This is a genomic window from Streptomyces griseiscabiei, assembly GCF_020010925.1.
GTDB classification, from domain to species: Bacteria; Actinomycetota; Actinomycetes; order Streptomycetales; family Streptomycetaceae; genus Streptomyces; species Streptomyces griseiscabiei.
Genome location: NZ_JAGJBZ010000002.1, coordinates 515,798 through 538,890 on the forward strand (window position 1 = coordinate 515,798; position 23,093 = coordinate 538,890).

Annotated in this window: 13 protein-coding genes; 5 read left to right on the forward strand and 8 right to left on the reverse strand. The window is 71.0% G+C overall.

From position 1 onward, the window contains the following. Nucleotides 1-110: 110 nt before the first annotated feature. The 4 genes from J8M51_RS19895 to J8M51_RS19910 all read left to right on the forward strand — a co-directional run bounded on the left by J8M51_RS19895 (nucleotide 111) and on the right by J8M51_RS19910 (nucleotide 4,893). Nucleotides 111-545, forward strand: coding sequence for a MerR family transcriptional regulator (locus J8M51_RS19895; protein ID WP_086763077.1), 435 nt, complete (start codon nucleotides 111-113; stop codon nucleotides 543-545). Beyond that, entirely contained in the window at nucleotides 542-874 is a 333-nt protein-coding gene (locus tag J8M51_RS19900) for a thioredoxin family protein (RefSeq protein WP_086763075.1), read from the forward strand. The genes J8M51_RS19895 and J8M51_RS19900 overlap by 4 nt, the downstream gene beginning before the upstream one ends. A gap of 197 nt (nucleotides 875-1,071) precedes the next feature. Next, nucleotides 1,072-3,315: a HelD family protein gene (locus tag J8M51_RS19905; protein ID WP_086763073.1), complete on the forward strand. Its 2,244-nt coding sequence runs from the start codon at nucleotides 1,072-1,074 to the stop codon at nucleotides 3,313-3,315. Nucleotides 3,316-3,462: 147 nt separating this feature from the next. Beyond that, complete coding sequence (locus J8M51_RS19910; RefSeq protein WP_267299351.1) at nucleotides 3,463-4,893, forward strand: cytochrome P450; 1,431 nt, start codon at nucleotides 3,463-3,465, stop codon at nucleotides 4,891-4,893. A 153-nt stretch (nucleotides 4,894-5,046) separates the two neighbouring features. On the opposite strand, the gene glgB is transcribed toward J8M51_RS19910, so the two are convergent. The 5 genes from glgB to J8M51_RS19935 all read right to left on the reverse strand — a co-directional run bounded on the left by glgB (nucleotide 5,047) and on the right by J8M51_RS19935 (nucleotide 15,187). Continuing rightward, nucleotides 5,047-8,247: a 1,4-alpha-glucan branching enzyme gene (glgB, locus tag J8M51_RS19915; RefSeq protein WP_267299352.1), complete on the reverse strand. Its 3,201-nt coding sequence runs from the start codon at nucleotides 8,245-8,247 to the stop codon at nucleotides 5,047-5,049. A gap of 27 nt (nucleotides 8,248-8,274) precedes the next feature. Further along, nucleotides 8,275-9,726 (reverse strand): maltokinase N-terminal cap-like domain-containing protein, encoded by a 1,452-nt coding sequence (locus tag J8M51_RS19920; RefSeq protein WP_086761809.1) that lies wholly within the window; start codon nucleotides 9,724-9,726, stop codon nucleotides 8,275-8,277. A gap of 94 nt (nucleotides 9,727-9,820) precedes the next feature. Then, the gene (treS, locus tag J8M51_RS19925; protein WP_086761811.1) at nucleotides 9,821-11,533 is read right to left on the reverse strand and encodes a maltose alpha-D-glucosyltransferase; all 1,713 of its coding nucleotides are present in this window, start codon (nucleotides 11,531-11,533) and stop codon (nucleotides 9,821-9,823) included. After that, a complete protein-coding gene (locus J8M51_RS19930) occupies nucleotides 11,530-13,689 on the reverse strand; it encodes an alpha-1,4-glucan--maltose-1-phosphate maltosyltransferase (protein ID WP_267299353.1) in 2,160 nt (719 codons plus the stop codon). The genes treS and J8M51_RS19930 overlap by 4 nt, the downstream gene beginning before the upstream one ends. Nucleotides 13,690-13,918: 229 nt before the next feature. Then, nucleotides 13,919-15,187: a S8 family peptidase gene (locus tag J8M51_RS19935; RefSeq protein ID WP_267299354.1), complete on the reverse strand. Its 1,269-nt coding sequence runs from the start codon at nucleotides 15,185-15,187 to the stop codon at nucleotides 13,919-13,921. 353 nt (nucleotides 15,188-15,540) lie between these two features. On the opposite strand from J8M51_RS19935, the gene glgP reads away from it, so the two are divergent. Next, on the forward strand, nucleotides 15,541-18,243 hold the full coding sequence (glgP, locus tag J8M51_RS19940) for an alpha-glucan family phosphorylase (RefSeq protein WP_086763533.1): 2,703 nt from the start codon (nucleotides 15,541-15,543) through the stop codon (nucleotides 18,241-18,243). A gap of 61 nt (nucleotides 18,244-18,304) precedes the next feature. Here glgP and J8M51_RS19945 read toward each other — a convergent pair whose 3' ends face one another. From J8M51_RS19945 to J8M51_RS19955, 3 genes are all read right to left on the reverse strand, one after another. Next, on the reverse strand, nucleotides 18,305-18,838 hold the full coding sequence (locus J8M51_RS19945; RefSeq protein ID WP_086761252.1) for a DUF1990 family protein: 534 nt from the start codon (nucleotides 18,836-18,838) through the stop codon (nucleotides 18,305-18,307). Nucleotides 18,839-18,906: 68 nt separating this feature from the next. Continuing rightward, nucleotides 18,907-20,577: a M4 family metallopeptidase gene (locus tag J8M51_RS19950; RefSeq protein ID WP_086761249.1), complete on the reverse strand. Its 1,671-nt coding sequence runs from the start codon at nucleotides 20,575-20,577 to the stop codon at nucleotides 18,907-18,909. Nucleotides 20,578-20,795: 218 nt separating this feature from the next. Beyond that, complete coding sequence (locus J8M51_RS19955) at nucleotides 20,796-22,862, reverse strand: M4 family metallopeptidase (protein WP_086761247.1); 2,067 nt, start codon at nucleotides 22,860-22,862, stop codon at nucleotides 20,796-20,798. Between the last annotated feature and the right edge of the window lie 231 nt (nucleotides 22,863-23,093).

Below are 23,093 nucleotides of genomic sequence, written 5' to 3' on the forward strand. Positions count from 1 at the left end.
TTTTCGGATTCGCCGTCGGGCTCGCGTCGGTGGGGCTTCTCGAGCAGTTCCCCGCGCCCCTGAAGGGGCGCGTTGGCGTTGACGTCGGCGTCAAGGAATACCGTCCTCGTATGCGCATCGGGGAACTGGCGGAACGGGCCGGGACGACGACACGGGCGTTGCGGTACTACGAGGCGCGGGGGCTGTTGCCCGCGCGGCGGACGGGCAACGGGTACCGGACGTACGACGAGGCGGATCTGCGACTGCTGCGGCAGATCCGGACCTTGCAGGACTTCGGGTTCGACCTGGAGGAGACGCGGCCGTTCGTGGAGTGTCTGCGGGCGGGGCATCCGGAGGGTGACTCGTGCCCGGCGTCGCTGGCGGTGTACCGGCGGAAGCTGGACGAACTCGACGCGCTGATCGGTGAGCTGGCGGCGGTGCGGGCGTCGGTCGGTGCGCAGCTGGCGCGGGCCGAGCGGGCGCGGGAGCGGCTGGCGGCCGAGGCGGAGGTTCCGGGCGGTCCGGAACCGGAGTGCGAACTGGGCCTGGGAGGCGGGGAGTTGTGATCAGAGCGGCGGGTGTGGCCGAGGTGACGGACGCGGACTTCGGGGCGGAGGTGATCGGGGCGGAGCTGCCGGTGCTGGTGGAGTTCACGGCCGACTGGTGTCCGCCCTGCCGGCAGATGGGGCCGGTGCTCAGCGCCCTCGCGGCGGAGGAGGGGGCGCGGCTGAAGGTGGTGCAGCTGGACGTGGACACGAACCCGGAGACCACCCACGCGTACCGGGTGCTGTCCATGCCGACGTTCATGGTGTTCAAGGACGGTGAGCCGCTGAAGGCGATGGTCGGCGCGCGGCCGAAGCGGCGGCTGCTGGAGGAACTCGCCGACGTGCTCTGAGGTCTCGACGTGCTCTGAGGTCCCGGCGAAGCCGCGCCTTATGCAGGAAATCCCCCGAGTGATTGCACTCGGGGGATTTCCTTGCGTATATTTAATGGTTCGCGACTTCAATTCGATGGAGTCACGGAGAAGTTCAGTGAGCACAGTATATCCGGGCGGGAGTGGAATTGTCAAACACCGGCTTTTCGCAAGATGAATTGCGGCGCGAGCAGGAATTCATCGACGGGGTGTACGCCCGTGTGGACGCCCTGCGCGGTGAGACCGAGGGGTCCGTCACGGACGCGCTCGCCCAGGGCAACACGCCCATGCAGGCCCGGCTGGAGCGGGACATCCTGGTCGCCGAACGCTCGGGGCTGCTGGCCGCGCTGAACTCCGTCGACGGCGCGCTCTGCTTCGGCCGGCTCGACCTCGCCGACGGGGCCGTCCACCACATCGGCCGGATCGGACTGCGCGAGGACGACACCGAGCACACCCCGATCCTGATCGACTGGCGCGCCGACGTCGCCCGGCCCTTCTATCTCGCCACCGGCCACACCCCGATGGGCCTGCGCCGCCGCCGGCACCTCACCACCGAGGGCCGCCGGGTCACCGCCCTGCACGACGAGATCCTCGACCTCGGCGACGAGACCCGCACGGGCTACGAGGACCCCACCGGCGACGCGGTGCTGCTGGCGGCCCTCGACTCCGCCCGCACCGGCCGTATGGGCGACATCGTGCAGACCATCCAGGCCGAGCAGGACCGGATCATCCGCGCCCCGCACCAAGGGGTGATGGTCGTGGAGGGCGGCCCCGGCACGGGCAAGACCGCCGTCGCCCTGCACCGGGCCGCCTTCCTCCTCTACGAGCAGCGCGAACTGCTCGCCAAGCGCGCCGTCCTCGTCGTCGGCCCCAACCCCGCCTTCCTCGGCTACATCGGCGAGGTGCTGCCGTCGCTGGGCGAGACGGGTGTGCTGCTGTCCACGGTCGGCGAACTGTTCCCCGGCGTACGGGCCACCGCCACCGACACACCGGAGGCGGCCCGGGTGAAGGGGAGCGCGGCCATGGCCGACGTCCTCGCGGCCGTCGTACGGGACCGGCAGACGCTGCCCGACCCGGTGATCGCCATCGAGCACGACCGGGAGATCCTGATGCTCGACGACGACCTCGTCCGGGTCGCCCGCGAGCGCACCCGCGAGGCGCGGCTCCCGCACAACGCGGCCCGTGAGCACTTCGAGGGCTACGTCCTCAACACGCTCACGGAGATGGTCGCCGAGCGCATCGGCACCGACCCCTACGACGGCTCCAACCTCCTCGACGACAGCGACATCACCCAGATCCGCGACGAGCTGGCCGAGAACCCCGAGGTCTGGGCCGCCATCGGACGGCTGTGGCCCCGGATCACCCCGCGCCGGCTGATCGCCGACCTCCTCGCCGAACCCGACGCGTATCTCTCGCCGGAGGACGCCGACGCCGTACGCCGCCCCGTCACGCGCGCGTGGACCGTCGCCGACGTGCCGCTGCTCGACGAGGCCGCCGAACTCCTCGGCGAGGACGACCGGGTGGCACGGGCCCGCGCCGAGCGGGAGCGGGAGACCCAGGTCGCCTACGCGCAGGGCGTGCTGGAGGTGTCGTACGCGTCCCGCACCTACGAGTTCGAGGACAAGGAGGAGGACGACCCGGACGGCTCGGAGGTGCTGTCCGCGCACGACATCATCGACGCCGAACGGTTCGCCGAGCGGCACGAGGAGGAGGACCACCGCAGCGCGGCCGAGCGGGCCGCGGCCGACCGGACCTGGGCGTTCGGGCACATCATCGTCGACGAGGCGCAGGAGCTGTCGCCGATGGCCTGGCGGCTGCTGATGCGCCGCTCGCCCACCCGCTCGATGACCCTGGTCGGCGACCCGGCCCAGACGGCGGAGGCCGCGGGCGTCGGGTCCTGGGCCGACATCCTCGCCCCGTACGTCGAGGACCGCTGGGAGCACACCCGGCTCGGCGTCAACTACCGCACCCCCGCCGAGATCATGGCGGTCGCCGCCGCCGTCGTCCGCGCCGAGCGGCCGGACTTCGAGCCGCCGAGTTCCGTACGGTCCACCGGCGTACGGCCCTGGGCGCGCCGCGCGGCGGCGCAGGAGCTGCCCGCGGCGGTGGCCAAGGCGGTCGCCGAGCTGACCCCCGCCGAGGGACGGCTCGCGGTGATCGCGCCGCGTGAACTCCACCGGGCCCTGGCCGCGCGGCTGGACGGGGTCACGGCGGGCGCCGAACCCGACCTGACCCGGACCGTCGTCCTCCTCGACCCCCGACAGGCGAAGGGACTGGAGTTCGACTCCGTCCTCGTCGTCGAGCCGGGGCGGTTCGGCACGAGCGATCTGTACGTCGCGCTGACGCGAGCCACACAGGCGCTCGGTGTCGTCCACACGGAGGAGCTGCCGGCGGCGCTGGGGGAGTTGTCGGGGGTGGCCTGAACCCGAGGGGCGCGGCGCCGTCTGCCGGGTACCCGGCAGACGGCCTTCCCGTCACCGTCACCACTGGTGCATCGGGGATCACCAACCCGTAACAGTTACCGTCATCGTCACTGCTCGTGCACGGTTCCTGCGGTATGCGTGTCGGTCATGGAAACACATCCGTTCGCGGCCGCCCCGTCCGGCGGCCCCGGTCTGGAATCGCTGCCCGTCGAGCCGTTGCTGACCTCGGAGTTCGACGTGGATCCGGGCAGTGTCTACGAGCGACTGCGGCGTACGCACGGCCCCGTGGCACCCGTGGGGCTGATGGGGGTACCGGCCTGGCTGGTTCTCGACTACCGCGAGGTGCTGGAGGTCCTGCGCAACGAGAGCGTGTGGCGGCGCGACGTACGGCACTGGAGGGCGCGTGCGGAGGGGCGGCTGCCGAAGGACTGGCCGCTGCTCGCCGGGTACGAGGTCCGGCAGACCATGTTCCTCGACGACGAGGAGCACCGGCACGCCCGGCTGAGCTACCACTCGGCGATGCGGCCCTTCCAGGACGGGCACTCGCCCGAGGGCTGGGAGCTGCGGGCCGCCGTCGCGCGGTACGCCGACGAACTGATCGGTGTGCTCGCGGCCGAGTCCGGGACCACCGGGTTCGCCGATCTCGCGGCGCAGTACACCCGGCCGCTGCTCCTCATGGTGACGACCAAGCTGTTCGGCTGTCCCGTCGAACTCGGCGACGAGATGGTCATGGATCTGTGGCGGATGCTGGACGGCGGACCGGACGCGGGGGCGGCGACCGGGCGGGCGCTCGGCGCGATGACCCGGCTGGCCGCGCACCGGCGCTCCCGGCCCGGGGAGGACCTGACCTCCTACATGCTGCTCTCCGATCCGACGCTGAGCGACGAGCAGTTGGGCCGTGAGCTGTTCATGAACGCGGTCTATCTCAACGACATCACCGGGAACATGGTCTGCAACACGCTCCTGGAGGTGCTGCGCGGGAACGCGACCGTGCGGCGGAGTCTGTCCAACGGGCAGCTCGGGGAGGCCGTGAACCGGGCGGCGCTGGTGAATCCGCCGACTGCCAATCTGTGCTTCCGGTTCGCGGCGCGGGATGTGCGGCTCGGGAACTACTGGATCCGGGCCGGGGACATCGTGTCGCCGTCGGTGGCCGCCGCGCACCGGGATCTGCTCGCGATCGGGTCGTCCCACCTCGTCGACTCCGCGGTCAGTACGCGGGCGCATCTCGCGTGGGGGGCGGGGCAGCATCAGTGTCCCAGCGCGGCGCGGGAGTTGGCGGGGACGATCGTGACCACCGCGGTGGGGCGGGTGTTCGAGCACTTCGCCCGGGCGGAGCTGACCCTGCCGCCGGACCAGTTGCCCTGGCGGTCCGGGCCTGTGGTGCGGGGGTTGCGGTTGTTGCCTGTGCGGTACGAGTTGGCGCCGGGGAGTGGGGTTCGGGTGCCTGGGGTTCGGCCGGGGGTGGTGGCCCCTTCGGCCGCTGTTGCCCCTGTGGCGCCGGTTGTCGGGGAGTCGTCGGGGGGTGGGGTGTTGGGGGTGTTGCGGCGGATGATGGCTCGGGGGCGTAGGAGCGGCTGATGATCGGGGGTGGGTGGGTGGGTACGTGCGGGTCCGGTGGGGCTTCTCGCGCAGTTCCCCGCGCCCCTGAAAAGCAGGGGCTGCGCCCCGTGCTTTTCAGGCCCGCAGGGTCTGGTCACGTACCCACCCACCCCCGCGCGGAGCGCGAAAGGGCTACGCCGGGCGGAGCCAGAGGGTGGTGAGTGGGGGGAGGGTGAGGCGGATGCTGGCGGGGCGGGCGTGCCAGGGGTGGGGGTCGGGCTTGACCGGGTCGGGGGTCGTGGCCCCCGTGCCCCCGTACGCCGCCGCGTCCGTGTTGAGGATCTCCCGCCAGGCCGGGACGTCCTCGGGCACCCCCAACCGGTACTCCTCCCGCACCACGGGCGAGAAGTTGGAGACGGCCAGCAACGGCGTACCGTCCTCGGCGAGCCGCAGGAACGCCAGGACGTTGTCGTCCGCCGAGTCCCCCGTGATCCAGGAGAACCCGGCCGGCCGGGTGTCCTGCTCCCACAGGGCCGGTGTGCGGCGGTAGGTGTGGTTGAGGTCGCGGACCAGGTCCCGCACCCCCCGGTGGTCGGCCTCCGCCCCGTACGCCGGGTCGAGCAGCCACCAGTCGGGCCCGTGCGCCTCCGACCACTCCGCGCCCTGGGCGAACTCCTGTCCCATGAAGAGGAGTTGCTTGCCCGGGTGGGCCCACATGAAGCCCAGATACGCACGGTGGTCGGCGCGCTGCTGCCACCAGTCGCCCGGCATCTTCGACACCAGCGACCTCTTGCCGTGCACGACCTCGTCGTGGGAGATCGGCAGGACGTAGTTCTCGCTGTACGCGTACACCATCGAGAAGGTCATCTCGTGGTGGTGGTGCTTGCGGTGGACGGGCTCCTTGGCCATGTAGCCCAGCGAGTCGTGCATCCAGCCCATGTTCCACTTCAGACCGAAGCCGAGCCCGCCGAAGCCGCCCGGACCGGTGTGATGGGTGGCACGGGTGACACCGTCCCAGGCCGTGGACTCCTCCGCGATCGTCACGACACCCGGCACCCGCCGGTACACGGTCGCGTTCATCTCCTGGAGGAAGGCGACCGCGTCCAGGTTCTCCCGGCCGCCGTGCTCGTTCGGCGTCCACTGGCCCGCCTCGCGCGAGTAGTCGAGGTACAGCATCGACGCCACGGCATCCACCCGCAGCCCGTCGATGTGGTACTCCTCGCACCAGTACAGGGCGTTCGCCACCAGGAAGTTGCGCACCTCGCGGCGCCCGTAGTCGAACTCCAGCGTCCCCCAGTCGGGGTGCGCCGCCCGCAGCGGGTCCTCGTGCTCGTACAGCGGACGCCCGTCGAACTCGGCCAACGCCCAGTCGTCCCGCGGGAAGTGCGCCGGCACCCAGTCCATCAGCACCCCGATCCCGGCCCGGTGCAGGGCGTCGACCAGGTACTTGAAGTCGTCGGGGGTGCCGAGGCGGGCGGTCGGCGCGTAGAAGCCGGTGACCTGGTAGCCCCAGGAGCCGCCGAAGGGGTGCTCGGCGATCGGCAGCAGCTCGACATGGGTGAAGCCGAGGTCGGAGACGTACGCCGGGAGCTGCTCGGCGAGTTGACGGTACGTCAGCCCCGGTCGCCAGGACGGCAGATGGACCTCGTACACGGAGAACGGCGCCTCGTGCGCGGGGGTTTCCGTCCGCGCCGCCAGCCACTCCTCGTCCGTCCACTCGTAGTGCGAGGCGTGCACGACGGACGAGGTCAGCGGCGGCACCTCCGTACGGCGGGCCATCGGGTCGGCCCGGAGCGTCTTCGAACCGTCCGGCCGGGTGATCTCGAACTTGTACAGCTCGCCCTCGCCGATCCCGGGCACGAACAGCTCCCACACACCCGAGGAGCCCAGCGAACGCATCGGGAAGCCGGAGCCGTCCCAGAAGTTGAAGGTCCCGGCGAGGCGCACGCCCCGCGCGTTCGGCGCCCACACCGTGAACCGGGTACCGGTGACTCCCTGGTGGGTCATCGGCTGGGCGCCGAGCGCCCGCCACAGCTCCTCGTGCCGGCCCTCGCCGATCAGATACAGGTCCAGCTCACCGATCGCGGGCAGGAAACGGTACGCGTCCTCCGTCTCCTGCTCCGTCCCCTCGTACGAGACCAGCAGCCGGTACGCCCCCGGCACCTCCCGCAGCGGCAGCAGCGCGGAGAAGAACCCGCCCCCGTCGTCGTGCAGCTCCGCCCGCAGCGACCCCGCCACCACGCTCACCCCGAGCGCGTAGGGCCGGAACACCCGGAACACGACACCGCCGGGCGCGGGGTGGGCCCCGAGCACGGAGTGCGGCGCGTGATGCGTCCCGGCGAGCAACCGCTCGCGGTCCGATCCGTCCATCGCGGGGGAGAAGGCGGGCTGGGTGAGTGCGGGAGGGGCGGCGGGCGCGGCCGGCACCGGCGCCGGGCCCGTCGGCTCGGTGGTCGCCTGCTTGGGGAGCACCGGGTCCGGGGTGGCGGGATCGGTGGTGGCCTGGTGGGGGAGGAGCGGTTCGGGGCCGGCCGGCTCGGTGGTGGTCTGGTGGGGCAGGGCCGGTTCGGGGCCCGTCGCCGACTCGGTCAGCACCGATCCGGAGGCGGTCGGTTGGGCGGCGGTCGCCTCGGGCCCCGCCGTTGCCGCGCCCGGCGGGACGACCGAGGCCGCGCTCGCCGCGTCCTGCGGCACCTTCACGGCCTTCTTCGCCGAGGCCCGCTTCGTCACGGTCTTCTTCGCCGCGGCCTTCTTGGTCACGGCCTTCTCGACCACGGCTTCGGCGGGGGCGGCTGCCACGGCTGCCGCGGCTTCGGCGGTGACCGCCTTCTTGGCCGCGGTCTTCTTCACCGCGGCTTTCTTGGCGACCGCTTTCGTCACCGCTTTCGTCACCGCCTTGGCCGGCGCCGCCTTCTTCGCCACCGCTTTCGCCGGGGCCGCCTTCTTGGCGACCGCCTTCGCCGTCTTCTTGGCCGCGAGCTTCTTGGCCGTGGTCTTCTTGGCCGCGGTCTTCTTGGTGGGGGCCTCGTCGGCAGCGCCCTCCGCCACGGTCACCTTCCGTGGCGCCGCCTTGCCGCCCCCGGCGGTCTTCTTCGTCGCCGCTTTCTTCGTCGCGGTCTTCTTCGCCGCTGTCGCCGCCGCCGCCGTCGTGGTCGTCGTCTTCTTCGCCGTCGCCTTCTTCACCGCGGCCTTCTCCGCAGCCGTCTCCCCCGCAGGCACCCCCTCGGCGGGCGCCCTCTTCGCAGGCGCCCTCTTCGCGGCGGTCTTCTTCGTCGCGGCGGACCTCTTCACCGGCGCCGTCTTCTTCGCGGCGGTCTTCTTCACCGGGGCCGGTGCGTCGGCCCCGGCGTCGGGGTGTTGCGTGCTGTCCTCGGACGGCGGGCGGGGAGTCACAGGGACGGTCTCCTCGGGAGGTACGGGTCAGGGGGTGTCGGTGCAGGGGTCCGTGGCCAGGCGGTGGACGGCGGCCAGGGGCACCGGCAGCCAGTCGGGGCGGTGCCGGGCCTCGTAGAGGACCTCGTACACCGCCTTGTCGGTCTCGTACGCGCGCAGCAGTACGGGATCGGTCCGGGGATCGGTTCCGGCGACGTCCGCGTAACCGGAGCAGTACGCGGCCCGGCACGCGGTCGCCCAGCCGTCGGCCGGGGGCCGCGACGAGTGCGCGGCGTAGTCGAAGGAGCGGAGCATGCCGGCGATGTCACGCGCGACGGGCTGCGGCATCCGCCGCTCGGCCAGCGGCTTCGACGGCTCGCCCTCGAAATCTATGAGCGACCACTCCCCGGAGGGCGAGCGCAGACACTGCCCGAGATGGAGGTCGCCGTGGATGCGCTGCGCGGTCCAGGTGCGGCCCTCGGCGGCGAGATCGGCGAGCGCCTCGAACGCCGTGCGCAGACCGGGCGCGTACGGCCGCAGCGCGGGGACGGCCTGCGCGGTGGCCTCCAGTCGTCCGGTCATCCCGTCGACCAGTGATTCCAGCTGCGGCCGGCCCAGCGTGACCGTGGGCAGGGCCCGGGTCAGCGCGGTGTGCACCTCGGCGGTCGCCCGGCCCAGGGCCCGGGCCTCGGCCGTGAAGTCCTCGCCCTTGGCCAGCACGCTCAGCGCCAGCTCCCAGCCGTCGGCCGCGCCGTGCAGGAACGGCTGCAGGACGCCCAGGGTGTGCGGCTCCCGGTCGGCGGTGGTCCGGCCCAGGTCCGCCAGCATCCAGGCCACCGGCGCCGGAACCCGGGGACAGTTCTCGCGGGAGAGCACCAGGGGCAGTTCGAGATCGGGGTTGGCCCCGGGGACGACCCGGCGGAAGAGCTTGAGGATGAACGTATCGCCGTAGACGATCGACGAGTTGGACTGCTCCGAGGTCAGCACGCGCGGCACCAGACCCTCGGGAATGTCGCACCGTGTGTCCCGCTCGCAGCGCAGCTCCCCGACGCGTGCCGTCGAGCGCAGGGCCTCCAGCAGCACATCGGCGAGACGCGGATCGTGCAGTGCCTCGTACACCGTCCGCCCCGCCAGCCGGCCCTCGGCCACATGCCCGATCAGCGCGGGCGCCAGCCGGGGCGGCAGGGTCTCGCGTACGCCGAGCAGCAGTTGGTAGCAGTCGCCGGGGTGGGCCGGGGCGCCCTGGGACGGCACCAGCGGCTGATGGGCCCGGACGAGGAGATGCAGGAGTCCGGCCGAGGCGGCCCCGACCGGCAGCAGTTCGGTGGCCGCCACCAGGCTGAACCCGGTGACCGGCCGCCCCTTCCCCGCGAACCAGCGCTGCCGGGGCAGCCACTCCCGCAGCAGCGGCTCCAGGGAGACGAGCAGCCCGGGACCCGGCTCCGCGGCGGGCGGTGGAGCAGGACTTGTCGCGGTGGAGTGCGTGGCGGCTTCCGACATGGCCTCGCGTCCTTTCCCCGGGGGCGGGGTGTTCCTGTCTGCGTGCCCCGGGCGGGCCGGGGGAAACCGGCGCCGCCCGGGGTTCCGGTCGGGCTTACACGGTGTCCTTCGGGTGGTCCTTCCGCAGGCGGAACCAGTAGAAGCCGTGGCCCGCGAGGGTGAGGAGATAGGGCAGTTCACCGATGGCGGGGAAACGCACTCCGCCGATGAGTTCGACGGGATGGCGTCCTTCGTAGGCCCGCAGATCGAGTTCCGTGGGCTGCGCGAAACGGGAGAAGTTGTTCACGCACAGCACCAGGTCGTCCCCGTGTTCGCGCAGGTAGGCGAGTACGGACGGGTTCGACGAGGGCAGTTCGGTGTATGTCCCGAGGCCGAATGCCGGGTTCTGTTTGCGGATCTCGATCATCCGGCGGGTCCAGTGCAGCAGCGACGACGGCGACGACATCGAGGCTTCGACGTTGGTGACCTGGTAGCCGTAGACGGGGTCCATGATCGTGGGGAGGGAGAGGCGTCCGGGGTCGCAGGAGGAGAAGCCGGCGTTGCGGTCGGGGGTCCATTGCATGGGGGTGCGGACGGCGTCGCGGTCGCCGAGCCAGATGTTGTCGCCCATGCCGATCTCGTCGCCGTAGTAGAGGATCGGTGAGCCGGGCAGGGAGAGGAGCAGGGCGGTGAAGAGTTCGATCTGGTTGCGGTCGTTGTCCAGGAGTGGGGCGAGGCGGCGGCGGATGCCGATGTTGGCGCGCATGCGGGGGTCTTTGGCGTATTCCGCGTACATGTAGTCGCGTTCTTCGTCGGTGACCATTTCGAGGGTGAGCTCGTCGTGGTTGCGCAGGAAGATGCCCCATTGGCAGCTTGCGGGGATGGCGGGGGTCTTGGCGAGGATTTCCGAGACGGGGTAGCGGGATTCCCGGCGCACGGCCATGAAGATGCGGGGCATGACGGGGAAGTGGAAGGCCATGTGGCATTCGTCGCCGCCGCTGGCGAAGTCGCCGAAGTAGTCGACGACGTCCTCGGGCCATTGGTTGGCTTCGGCGAGGATGACGGTGTCGGGGTAGTGGGCGTCGATCTCCTTGCGTACCCGTTTGAGGAAGTCGTGGGTTGCGGGAAGGTTTTCGCAGTTGGTGCCTTCCTGTTGGTACAGGTAGGGCACGGCGTCGAGGCGGAAGCCGTCGATGCCGAGGTCGAGCCAGAACCGCAGGGCGGAGATCATCTCTTCCTGTACGGCGGGGTTCTCGTAGTTGAGGTCGGGCTGGTGGGAGAAGAAGCGGTGCCAGTAGTACTGCTTGCGGACGGGGTCGAAGGTCCAGTTGGAGGCTTCGGTGTCGACGAAGATGATGCGGGCGCCGGGGAACTGTTTGTCGTCGTCGGCCCAGACGTAGTATTCGCCGTAGGGGCCGTCGGGGTCTTTTCTGGATTCCTGGAACCAGGGGTGCTGGTCGCTGGTGTGGTTCATGACGAAGTCGATGATGACGCGCATGCCGCGTTGGTGGGCGGCGTCGACGAATTCGACGAAGTCGGCGAGGTCGCCGAATTCGGGGAGGACGGCGGTGTAGTCGGAGACGTCGTAGCCGCCGTCGCGGAGGGGGGATTTGAAGAAGGGCGGGAGCCAGATGCAGTCGATGCCGAGCCACTGCAGGTAGTCGAGTTTGGCGGTCAGGCCCTTGAGGTCGCCGATGCCGTCGCCGTTGCTGTCCTGGAAGGAGCGGACCAGGACCTCGTAGAAGACGGCGCGTTTGAACCAGTCCGGGTCCCGGTCCTTCTGCGGAGTGTCCTCGAAGGTGTCCGGAACGGGCTCGTTGACGATCATTGTGTGGGTGACCCCCCGATCTGCGGGTTGGACGGTCGCAGGACGGTCAGTACGTGGGCGGGCGTGCGGCCCGGTTCAAGACGTACATAGTTGTTCCTGCCCCAGGTGTAGACCTCGCCGGTGAGCTCGTCGCGCACCAGCACGGACTCATGCCAGTCCAGGCCGAGTTGCGGCATGTCCAACGAGACCGTGGCCTCCTGGGTGTGGTGGGGATCGAGGTTGACCACCACCAGAACCGTGTTCGAGCCCGCCCGCTTCGAGTAGATGATCACCGCTTCCTGGTCGGCCTGGTGGAAGTGCAGATTCCGCAGCTGGCGCAGCGCCGGGCTCCGCCGCCTGATCTCGTTGAGCTTGCCGAGCAGTGGGGCGATGGTACGTCCGTCTTGTGCTGCCGCGTCCCAGTCGCGGGGGCGGAGTTGGTATTTCTCGGAGTCGAGGTATTCCTCGCTGCCGGGTTTGAGGGGGGTGTTCTCGCAGAGTTCGTAGCCGGAGTAGACGCCCCAGGTGGGGGAGAGGGTGGCGGCGAGGACGGCGCGGAGTTCGAAGGCGGGGCGGCCGCCTTCCTGGAGGAAGGCGTGGAGGATGTCGGGGGTGTTGACGAAGAAGTTGGGCCGCATGTAGCTGGCGGCTTCGCCGGTGAGTTCGGTGGCGTACTCGGTGAGTTCGGCTTTGGTGTTGCGCCAGGTGAAGTAGGTGTAGGACTGCTGGAAGCCGGTGGCGGCGAGGGTGTGCATCATCGCGGGGCGGGTGAAGGCCTCGGCGAGGAAGATGACGTCGGGGTCGGTGGTGTTGATGCCGGCGATGACCCGTTCCCAGAACAGGACGGGTTTGGTGTGGGGGTTGTCGACGCGGAAGATGCGGACCCCGTGGTCCATCCAGTGCCGCAGGACCCGGGTGGTCTCGGTGATGAGGCCGGGCAGGTCGGCGTCGAAGGCGATCGGGTAGATGTCCTGGTACTTCTTCGGCGGGTTCTCGGCGTGGGCGATGGTGCCGTCGGGGCGGTGGTGGAACCACTCGGGGTGTTTGTCCACCCAGGGGTGGTCGGGGGAGCACTGCAGGGCGAAGTCCAGGGCGACTTCCAGGCCCAGCGCGCGGGCCTCGGCCACGAAGAAGTCGAAGTCGTCGATCGTGCCCAGATCCGGGTGGACGGCGTCGTGGCCGCCCTCGGGGGAGCCGATGGCCCAGGGGACGCCGACGTCGTCGGGGGTGGGGGAGAGGGTGTTGTTGCGGCCCTTGCGGAAGGTGGTCCCGATGGGGTGGATCGGGGGGAGGTAGAGGACGTCGAAGCCCATCGCGGCGATGGCGGGCAGGCGTCGGGCGGCGGTGCGGAAGGTTCCGTGGGGCTGCTCGGGGGTGCCCTCGGAGCGGGGGAAGAACTCGTACCAGGAGCCGAAGAGGGCGCGTTCGCGTTCGACCAGCAGGGGGAGGGGTTCGCTGGAGGTGACCAGTTCGCGCAGGGGGTGGCGGGCGAGGACCTCGTCCACCTCCGGCGCCAACGCCGCCGCGAGCCGCGAGGAGGCGGGGCGTGCGGTGTCCCGCAGCGCGTCCACGGCGGCGCGGAGGGTGCCACGGCCGGCCTTGCCCTCGGGGATGCCGTCGGCGGCGCGCGTGTGGAGGCGGGCGCCCTCCTCCAGGACGAGTTCGGTGTCGATGCCCGCCGGGATCTTGATCCGGGCGTGGTGCCGCCAGGTGGTGACCGGGTCGCCCCAGCCCTCCACGGCGTAGGACCACAGACCCTCGCCCGGTACGGCCACGGTGGCGCCCCAGCGGTCGGTGCCGGGGGCGAGTTCACGCATCGGGGTCCAGTCGGCCGGGCGGCCCTCCGGGTCCCTGAGCACGACATTGGCGGCCACCGCGTCATGGCCCTCCCGGATGACGACGGCCGAGATCTCGAAGGCCTCGCCCACGACGGCCTTCGCCGGCCGGCGGCCGTGGTGGACGGTCGGCCGTACGTCGAGAACCGGTATCCGCCCGATGGTGGGGGCGCCCGGAGTCGTCGGGGGTGTCGGGGGTGGCGCGGACGGCGCGGGCGGGTCCGTGCGCGCCGGGCGTGCGGGGCTTGCCGCGGCGCTGTCGGGTGGTGCGGTGGTGCTCTCGGGTGGTGCGCTGGTGGTACTGGTCGTCGGGGGTGGTGACGAGTGGTGCGTGGCGGGCATGACCGCTCCTGTCCGCGTCAACGTGGGTGGGCGGATGAGGGTGTGGGGAGGTGGGGCCATTGGGGCGTACCGGTGGAGCCTTCCCACACAGTGCGGGTGGGCATTCCGGCACTTTGTTAACTACTCACGCGTATGTCTACACACAAGACCGGCCTCGTCCGGAGAGGGCGAGACCGGTCACTGTAGTCGCTCTGGGTAAAGGGTCGTTCACCTGTGGTGTTACGGCTTCCTACGGGTTGTCGACATGCAGAAGCCTGTTCGGGGAGCCCGGATATCTGTCCTTGACCTTGCCCGAAACCGCACGCTCCAGCAGTGCCCTGGCCACATCCGCCGGGGCGGCCCGGGGGTGGTCGGCCAGATACAGCGCCGCCGCGCCCGCCGCGTGCGGGGCGGCCATGGACGTACCGGAGGAGGTGACCCTGCCGGTGTCGCTCCTGTGCGAGGCGGAGGTGATGGACACACCGGGGGCGAACAGATCCAGGCTCGGGCCCCAGTTCGAGAACGGGGCGCGGACGTCCTTCTTGTCGGTGGCGCCGACGGTGATCGCCTGTTTGACGCGGGCGGGTGAGGAGAGGCCCGCGGCGCGCCCGTCGTTGCCGGCGGCGACCGTGTAGGTGACCCCGGACGCGATGGAGTTGCGTACGGCCGTGTCGAGTTGGGCGTTGCCGTTGCCGCCGAGGCTCATATTGGCCACGGCCGGTTTCCGCGCGTGCCGGGTGACCCAGTCGATGCCCGCGATGACCTGGGCGGTCGTCCCGGCGCCCGCGTCGTCGAGCACGCGCACGGCGACGACTTTCGCCTTCTTCGCGACCCCGGCCGTGGCGCCGGCCACGGTGCCCGCGACATGGGTGCCGTGGCCGTTGCCGTCCTGGGCGGTCCGGTCGTTCTGGACGAAGTCCCAGCCGTTGACCGCCCGGCCGCCGAACTCCTTGTGGGAGATCCGCACGCCGGTGTCGATCACATACACGGTGACGCCCTTGCCCGCCGAGTCCGGCCAGGTGTAGCTCTTGTCGAGCGGCAGATCCGGCTGGTCGAGGCGGTCCAGGCCCCAGGAGGGCGGGTTCGTCCGCCCGCCGTTGTCGGTGACCTCGGTGCCGTCGTGGGCGACCTTCGTGTCCTGGACGACCGAGGCCACGCGGGAGTCCGCCGCGAGCCGCCTGGCCTGCCGCTCACCGGCCGTCACGGAGTAGCCGTTCAGGGCGGTGCTGTACATGTGGCGTATTTTCGCCCCGTACATCGCCGCTATGCCCTTTCCGGCCTTCGACGGGGCGTGCGTTCCCGCCTTGAGGGTGACTATGTAACTGCCGCTGACGGAACCGGGACCACCGGCCCCGAGGACGAGTCCCTCCGCCGCGGCCTGCGCCGGCGGGGAGATGGCCGAAAGCGCGGCGGCCGTCAGGATCGCCGTGAGCCCTCCGGCCCGGCGCCGGGGCCCGCGCGCGGGGTGGCGTCCGGGCCTGCGCCCGCGGCGCTTTCTCGCCTCTGTCGGATCGTGCATGTGTGAGAACCCCCTCCCCGGCCGAGGTCGGCCGGTGTTCCACTGGGCAGCCTCTCGTGCGGTGTGAAGCCCCACAAGGCCGCGCAGAGGTGTGGAATCGGCCATATCGTCCGTGGGGCGCACACATGGGGCGCATGCGAGGCATGTGGCCCGGTTGCGGCGAATTCCGGACTGAACTCCTCCGGGTGGACTGCCCGGCGGGGCGGCCGGGGTACGGATGCGCCGTAATCGCATACCGAGGGGACGCCCCGTGGTTGCCGGGCCCCCGCGCCGCTACCGTCGGGGGAGACGAACGGCGCACAGCGGAGTGCGTCCCCCGGCCCGTACGTCCTGGCGCGAAGGTGGAACCCTCTGTGAAGGCCATCCGCAGATTCACCGTCCGACCCGTCCTGCCCGAACCCCTCCGTCCGCTCAGCGAACTGGCGCGCAATCTGCGCTGGTCCTGGCACGCCGAGACCCGTGACCTCTTCCAGTCGGTCGACCCCGAGCGCTGGGCCGCGTCGGGCGGCGACCCCGTACGCCTCCTCGGCTCCGTCGCCACCCGGCGCCTCGCCGAACTCGCCGAGGACCGGCGCTTCCTGCGCCGGCTGACCGCCGTCGCCGACGACCTGCGTGACTACGTCACCGGGGACCGCTGGTACCAGGAGCAGGGGCGGGGGCAGAGCCAAGGGGAGCCCCGGATCCCGGGGCAGTCGCAGGAGCGGACCCCGGGGCAGGCGCAGGGGACCGAACTCCCTGCCGCCATCGCCTACTTCTCGCCCGAGTTCGGCATCACGGCCGCCCTGCCGCAGTACTCCGGCGGCCTCGGCATCCTCGCCGGCGACCATCTGAAGGCGGCCAGCGACCTCGGCGTCCCGCTGATCGGCGTCGGACTGCTCTACCGGCACGGCTACTTCCGGCAGACCCTGTCCCGGGACGGCTGGCAGCAGGAGCACTATCCGGTGCTCGACCCGAACGAACTGCCCCTGGTACCGCTCCAGGACACCGACGGCACCCCGGCCCAGGTCGGACTGGCCCTGCCCGGCGGGCGCCGGCTGCACGCCCGGATCTGGCAGGCCCAGGTCGGCCGGGTGCCGCTGCTGCTGCTCGACTCGGACGTCGAGGAGAACGACCTCGGCGAACGCGGGGTGACCGACCGGCTGTACGGCGGCGGCAGCGAGCACCGGCTCCTCCAGGAGATGCTGCTCGGCATAGGAGGTGTCCGGGCGGTCCGCGCGTACTGCCGCATCACCGGCCACCCCGGCCCCGAGGTCTTCCACACCAACGAGGGTCACGCCGGCTTCCTCGGCCTGGAGCGGATCGCCGAACTGTGCGACGCGGGGCTCGACTTCGACGCCGGTCTGGAGGCGGTCCGCTCCGGCACCGTCTTCACCACCCACACCCCCGTCCCGGCCGGCATCGACCGCTTCGACCGCGAGCTGGTCGCCCGCCACTTCGGCCCCGACGCCGAACTCCCGCGCCTCGACGTGGGCCGCATCCTCGGCCTCGGCATGGAGACCTACGGGGGCGGTGACCCGAACGTCTTCAACATGGCGGTGATGGGGCTGCGGCTCGCCCAGCGCGCCAACGGCGTCTCCCTGCTGCACGGGCAGGTCAGCAGGGAGATGTTCTCGGGCCTGTGGCCGGGCTTCGACCCGGACGAGGTGCCGATCACCTCGGTCACCAACGGGGTGCACGCCCCCACCTGGGTGGCCCCGGAGGTGTTCCGTCTCGGTGCCCGGCAGATCGGCGCCGAACGGACCGAGGACGCGATGTCCGTCGGCGGCTCCGACCGCTGGGACGCCGTCGGTGACATCCCCGACCAGGACATCTACGACCTGCGGAGGGTGCTGAGGGAGCAACTGGTCCTCGAAGTGCGGGAACGCCTGCACGCCTCCTGGCGGCAGCGCGGCGCCGGCACGGCCGAGCTGGGCTGGATCGACGGCGTGCTGGACCCGGACGTCCTGACCATCGGCTTCGCACGCCGGGTGCCCTCCTACAAACGCCTGACGCTGATGCTGCGCGACCCCGACCGCCTCATGGAACTCCTCCTCCACCCGGAACGCCCGATCCAGATCGTGATCGCGGGCAAGTCGCACCCGGCGGACGACGGCGGAAAACGCCTGATCCAGGAACTGGTGAGGTTCGCGGACGACCCGCGGGTCCGCCACCGGATCGTGTTCCTCCCCGACTACGGCATGGCCATGGCCCAGAAGCTGTACCCGGGCTGCGACGTGTGGCTCAACAACCCGCTGCGCCCCCTGGAGGCGTGCGGGACGAGCGGCATGAAGGCGGCCCTGAACGGCTGCCTCAACCTGTCCGTCCTGGACGGCTGGTGGGACGAGTGGTTCCGGCCGGACTTCGGCTGGGCGATCCCCACCGCCGACGGTACGGCCACGGCCGAGGACCAGGACCGCCGGGACGACGTGGAGGCCGCCGCCCTCTACGACCTGCTGGAACAGCGGGTCGCCCCGCGCTTCTACGAGCGCGGGCCGGGCGGGCTGCCCGACCGCTGGATCGAGATGGTCCGCGAGACCCTCACCCACCTCGGGCCGAAGGTGCTGGCGGGCCGCATGGTCCGCGAGTACGTCGAGCGCCTGTACGCTCCCGCCGCGCGGGCCCATCGGGCGCTGGTCCCGGACACGGCCCGGGAACTGTCCGAGTGGAAGGCGCGGGTCCGCGGCGCCTGGCACCGGGTCACGGTGGACCATGTGGAGACCTCGGCGGCACCGCTCGGCACCGCCGCGGAACTGGGCGCGACGCTGGTGCTGCGCGTCCGCGTCGGCCTCGGCGAACTGTCCCCGGACGACGTCGAGGTCCAGGCGGTCTCCGGCCGCGTCGACACCGACGACCGCATCACCGACGCGACATCCGTCCCGCTGAAGCCGGTCGGCGGCCCCGACGAGGAGGGCCGCTGGTCCTACGAGGGCCCCCTCTCCCTCGACCGCACCGGCTCCTTCGGCTACACGGTCCGCATCCTCCCCACCCACCGCCTCCTGGCCGCCCCCGCCGAACTGGGACTGGTGGCGGTGCCGTCGGAGGAACTGGGGGAGGAGGCGGGGGTGTTGATGCGGTGACCCGGGCGGGCGGGGTGTGCGCCGGTTCACTCCGCCCGTTGCCCGCCGGCGGGGCGGCCGTTCACTCCTTGGGGTCCCCCGCCAGCCTCCGCAGCACCACCCCGCACCGCCGGGCGTACGCGTGTTGCAGTCCCCGGGTCGCCGCGCCGCCCGCGCGGGCGTACCACTTGGCGCCGCGGCTGAAGGCGGTGACGGTGAGCCAGACGGTGCCGTCGCCGGTGCGGTCGACGATGAAGGCTTCCTCGCCGCATTCCGGGTGGCCGGGCAGCGTGCCGTAGGCCCAGCCCTTGCGGCGGGGTTCGTCGACCGTCCAGACGACGCGGCAGGGGGCCTTGATGAGGCCGCCCAGGGTCAGGGTCACGTCGACGCCCGGGGCGGCCTCGGCCGCGTCCGCGCGTATGCCGACGCCCAGCGCGCGGTGCATCTCCCAGGTGAGGACGGCGTGCGCGGCCCGTGCGAACACGTCCGTGCCCTCGCCTATGCGGGAGCGGACGTGGAGGGGGTTGAAGTCGGGCGGGCAGTGGCCCTCACGGGTCGCGCCGACCGCGTCGTAGGTGAAGGGGCCCTCGGGTAGGGGGCCGTTGGTTTCGGGCATGGCGCAAAGACTAGGGCGGCACCCGGAGTCGCCTTCTCTCCGGGTGCCGCCCCTGGCTCAGGTGAGCGTCACGCCGTGACGTTGACCGCCGCCCACGCCGCGTTCACCGCCGCGTACTCCGCGCTGCCGGAGCCGTAGAGGGAGGACGCCGCGTTCAGGGTCGCCGTGCGGGCGCCCTTGTAGTTCGTGGTCGAGGTCATGTAGGTCGAGAGGGCCTTGTACCAGATCTGGACGGCCTTGTCGCGGCCGATGCCCGAGAGCGTGGCGCCGTTGGAGGTGGGGGAGTTGTAGGAGACCCCGTTGATCGTCTTGGCGCCGCTGCCCTCCGACAGCAGGTAGAAGAAGTGGTTCGCCGGGCCCGAGGAGTAGTGGACGTCCAGGCCGCCGAGCGAGGAGGACCAGTAGTTGGCCGACGAGCCGTCCTTGCTGGGCTGGTCCATGTAGCGCAGCGGCGTGCCGTTGCCGTTGATGTTGACCTTCTCGCCGATGAGGTAGTCGCCCGGGTCCTTGGAGTTGGCGGCGTAGAACTCGACCGCCGTGCCGAAGATGTCCGAGGTGGCCTCGTTCAGACCGCCGGACTCGCCGCTGTAGTTGAGGCCCGCGGTGTTGGAGGTGAGGCCGTGGCTCATCTCGTGCCCCGCCACGTCCAGCGAGGTGAGCGGCTTGGTGTTGCCCGCGCCGTCGCCGTACGTCATGCAGAAGCAGTCGTCGTCCCAGAAGGCGTTGATGTACGCGTTGCCGAAGTGGACGCGGGAGTACGCGGCGACACCGTTGTTCTTGATGCCGTTGCGGCCGAGGACGTTCTTGTAGAAGTCCCAGGTGACCTGGGCGCCGTAGTGGGCGTCCACGGCGGCGTTCTGGTCGGTGGAGGAACTGGAGACGGCGCCGGTGCCCCACTTGTCGTCGGCGTCGGTGAAGAGCGTGCCGGTCGAGGCCGACGTGGAGCGGGCCTTGTTGTAGGTCTTGTGGCCGCCGCGCCCGGCGTCGGTCAGGTTGTACGTCGAGCCCGACAGGGTCGTGCCGAGGGTGACCGTGCCGTTGTACTGGCTGTTGCCGCTGCCGGTCTGGACGGCCTCCCACTCGTACAGCTTCTTGCCGCTCTCCGCGTCGGTGACGACGTGGAGCTGCTGCGGGGTGCCGTCGTGCTGGAAGCCGCCGACGACCGTCTCGTAGGCGAGGACGGGCTTGCCGCTCGCGGCCCAGACGACCTTGCGCGGGGCCTCGTCGGCCGCGCTCTTGGTGGAGCCCTCGGCCTTGGCGGCCTTGAGCGCCTGCTTCTCGGCGGTGGCCTTGGTGACGTCCGCGGTCAGGTCGGAGACCTTGACGGACGCCTTCGTGGCCTTGGTGACGCTCTTGATGTCGCCGGCCTTGGACTCGTGGACGACGAGGTCGCCGCCGAGGACCGGGAGGCCGCCGTAGGTGCGCTCGTAGCGCGTGTGGACGGTGCCGTCGGCGTCCTTGAGGACGTCGCGGACGACCAGTTCCTCCTTGGCGCCCAGGCCTATCTCGTCGGCGGTCTCGGCCGTGGCCGCGTCCGCCTCCTTGATCAGGGCGGTGCGCGCGGCGGGGGTCAGCAGGACCGGGGCTCCGGCCGGCTTGGCCTTGTCCGCGACCGGCGCGGGCTGGGCGGTGGCACCGGTGGTGAGACCGGTGGAGAGCAGCGCGCCGGCGGCGACGGCGGTCGCGATGGCGAGGGTGGTGCGCTGGTGACGCGCGTAGAGAGGACGTCGGGGAGTCACACGAGCTCCTTATGTGGGGGAGTTGCTGCGGTGCTGGTGCGGCGGGTGAGGGAAGAGTGACACCTGGGTCGTGTCCATGTCATGAGGGGGTGATGATGTTGGCCGAAAGTCAACTGTCCGGTGAATGGTGCGCGAACATGAACGGGCGCCGCCCCGGCGGGAATCGACCCACCGGGGCGGCGCCTTTCAGGAACGGCGAGCGCGTGCGCGCGAGCGTCCTACGGGAACGTCAGCTTCCAGCTGTTGATGTACCCGGTGTCCTGTGCCGCGTTGTCCTGGACCCTCAACTGCCAGACGCCGTTGGCCACTTCGGAGGAGGCGTTGACGGTGTACGTGGTGTTGAGGTTGTCCGAGCTGCCGCCGGTGCCGTACGCCTTCATCGTGTACGCCGTGCCGTCGGGGGCGACCAGCTGGACCTGGAGGTCACCGACGTAGGTGTGGACGATGTCCACGGCGACCGCGAGGTTCGAGGGTGCGTTTCCGGTCCGGCCGGAGACCGTGATCGGCGAGGTGACCGCCGCGCCGTTGTCCGGAATCGATACGTCGGTCGTGGACTCGAACGACGTACCGCCGCCCCCGCCGCCACCGGGCCGGGTGCCCACGTTGATGCCCGCCCAGGCGTTCTGCACCGCCGTGTACTCGGCGGACGTGGTGCCGTACAGCTCACCGGTGGCCGCGAGGGTGCCGGTGCGGGCCGCCGCGTAGTTGGTCGTGGACGTGAACTTCGTGGTCAGCGCCCGGAACCAGATCTTCTCCGCCTTGTCGCGGCCGATGCCCGTCACCGGGAGGCCGTCCGAGGTGGCCGAGTTGTAGCTCACGCCGTTGATGGTCTTGGCGCCGCTGCCCTCGGAGAGGAGGTAGAAGAAGTGGTTCGCGGGACCCGAGGAGTAGTGCACGTCGATCGAGCCGATGCCCGAGTACCACGAGTCCTTCGAGGAACCGTCCTTGCTCGGCCGGTCCATGTAGCGCAGCGGCGTGCCGTTGCCGTTGATGTTGATCTCCTCGCCGATGAGGTAGTCACCGACGTCGGAGGAGTTGTTGGCGTAGAACTCGACGGTCGAGCCGAAGATGTCCGAGGTGGCCTCGTTCAGACCGCCGGACTCGCCGCTGTAGTTGAGGCCCGCGGTGTTGGACGTGAGGCCGTGGGTCATCTCGTGCGCGGCCACGTCGATCGAGGTCAGCGGGTTGGCGTTGCCCGAGCCGTCGCCGTACGTCATGCAGAAGCAGGAGTCCTGCCAGAACGCGTTGACGTAGTTGTTGCCGTAGTGGACGCGGGAGTAGGCGCCGACGCCGTCCCCGCGGATGCCGTTGCGGCCGTGCACGTTCTTGTAGTAGTCCCAGGTCAGCGCCGCGCCGTAGTGGGCGTCGGCGCCGGCCGACTCCAGGTTCGACGGGCTGCCGTTGCCCCAGACGTCGTCGGGGCCGGAGAACAGGGTCCCGGTGCCGGAGGAGCCGCGGTTCAGGTTGTACGTCTTGTGGCCGCCGCGCGCGCCGTCGGTGAGGTTGTACGTCGAACCGGACTGGGTGGTGCCGAGGGTCACCTGGCCGCTGTAGACCGTGTTGCCGGTGCCGGTCTCGACCGCCTCCCACTCGTACAGCTTGGCGCCGCTGGTGGCGTCCGTGACGACGTGCAGCTCCTGCGGGGTGCCGTCGTGCTGGAAGCCGCCGACGACCGTCTCGTAGGCGAGGACGGGCTTGCCGCTCGCCGCCCAGACGACCTTGCGGGGCGCGCGGTTGATCTCGGGGCTCTTGGCGTCCTCGGCCTTCGCCGCGCCGAGCGCCTGCTTCTCGGCCTTGCCCTTGGTGACGGTCGGCGTCAGCGACGGCACACCGATCTTCGCCTTGGTCGCCTTGACCACGTCCTTGGTCGCGCCCGCCTTCGAGGTCTCGACGACCAGGTCGCCGCCGAGGACCGGGAGGCCGTCGTACGTCCGCTCGTAGCGGGTGTGCACGGTGCCGTCGCCGTCCTTGACCACGTCACGGACGACGAGCTTCTCCTTGGCGCCGAGGTTCAGCTCCTCGGCGGTCGCCGCCTTGGTGGCGTTGGCCTCGCGTATCAGCTCGGCCCGCTGGGCGGGGGTGAGCTTGACCGAGGCCGCGCCGGTGGCCTTGCCCGCGGCCGACGGTGCCTTCTCCGGGGCGGCGGTGGCGGAGCCCGACTGGACGGCGGCGGCCAGCAGGGCGGTGACGGCCACGAGCGCCCCGGCGGCCGCGCGGCGCCGGGTGCGGTGACCGAGGGTGTTACCGGTGTGGGAGGTGCGTCTGTGGGACTGGCGTCTCAACACTGACTCCTTCTGCGTGGCCGCGGTTCGCGCGGCCAGGGGAGAACGGACGGCTGGTGGCCGCCCGGGCAGAACAAGGTGAGAACTGATGAACGCGAAACCACATACGTGGGGGGTGCCGCGCGGCACGGCGCACTGGTTGTGAGGTTGCTGTGCCGCGGTTGTGGGCAGAGTGGCACCAGATCGCGCTTCCTGTCAGGACCGCGTCAAGAAGTTGGCCGGAAACGCTCCGTT

Coding starts and splice junctions, on each gene's coding strand:
- J8M51_RS19930 (WP_267299353.1), bottom strand. CDS start 13,689: ATGCCCGCCACGCACCACTCGTCACCACCCCCGACGACCAGTACCACC.
- J8M51_RS19910 (WP_267299351.1), top strand. CDS start 3,463: ATGGAAACACATCCGTTCGCGGCCGCCCCGTCCGGCGGCCCCGGTCTG.
- J8M51_RS19920 (WP_086761809.1), bottom strand. CDS start 9,726: ATGTCGGAAGCCGCCACGCACTCCACCGCGACAAGTCCTGCTCCACCG.
- J8M51_RS19945 (WP_086761252.1), bottom strand. CDS start 18,838: ATGCCCGAAACCAACGGCCCCCTACCCGAGGGCCCCTTCACCTACGAC.
- J8M51_RS19895 (WP_086763077.1), top strand. CDS start 111: ATGCGCATCGGGGAACTGGCGGAACGGGCCGGGACGACGACACGGGCG.
- J8M51_RS19935 (WP_267299354.1), bottom strand. CDS start 15,187: ATGCACGATCCGACAGAGGCGAGAAAGCGCCGCGGGCGCAGGCCCGGA.
- treS (WP_086761811.1), bottom strand. CDS start 11,533: ATGATCGTCAACGAGCCCGTTCCGGACACCTTCGAGGACACTCCGCAG.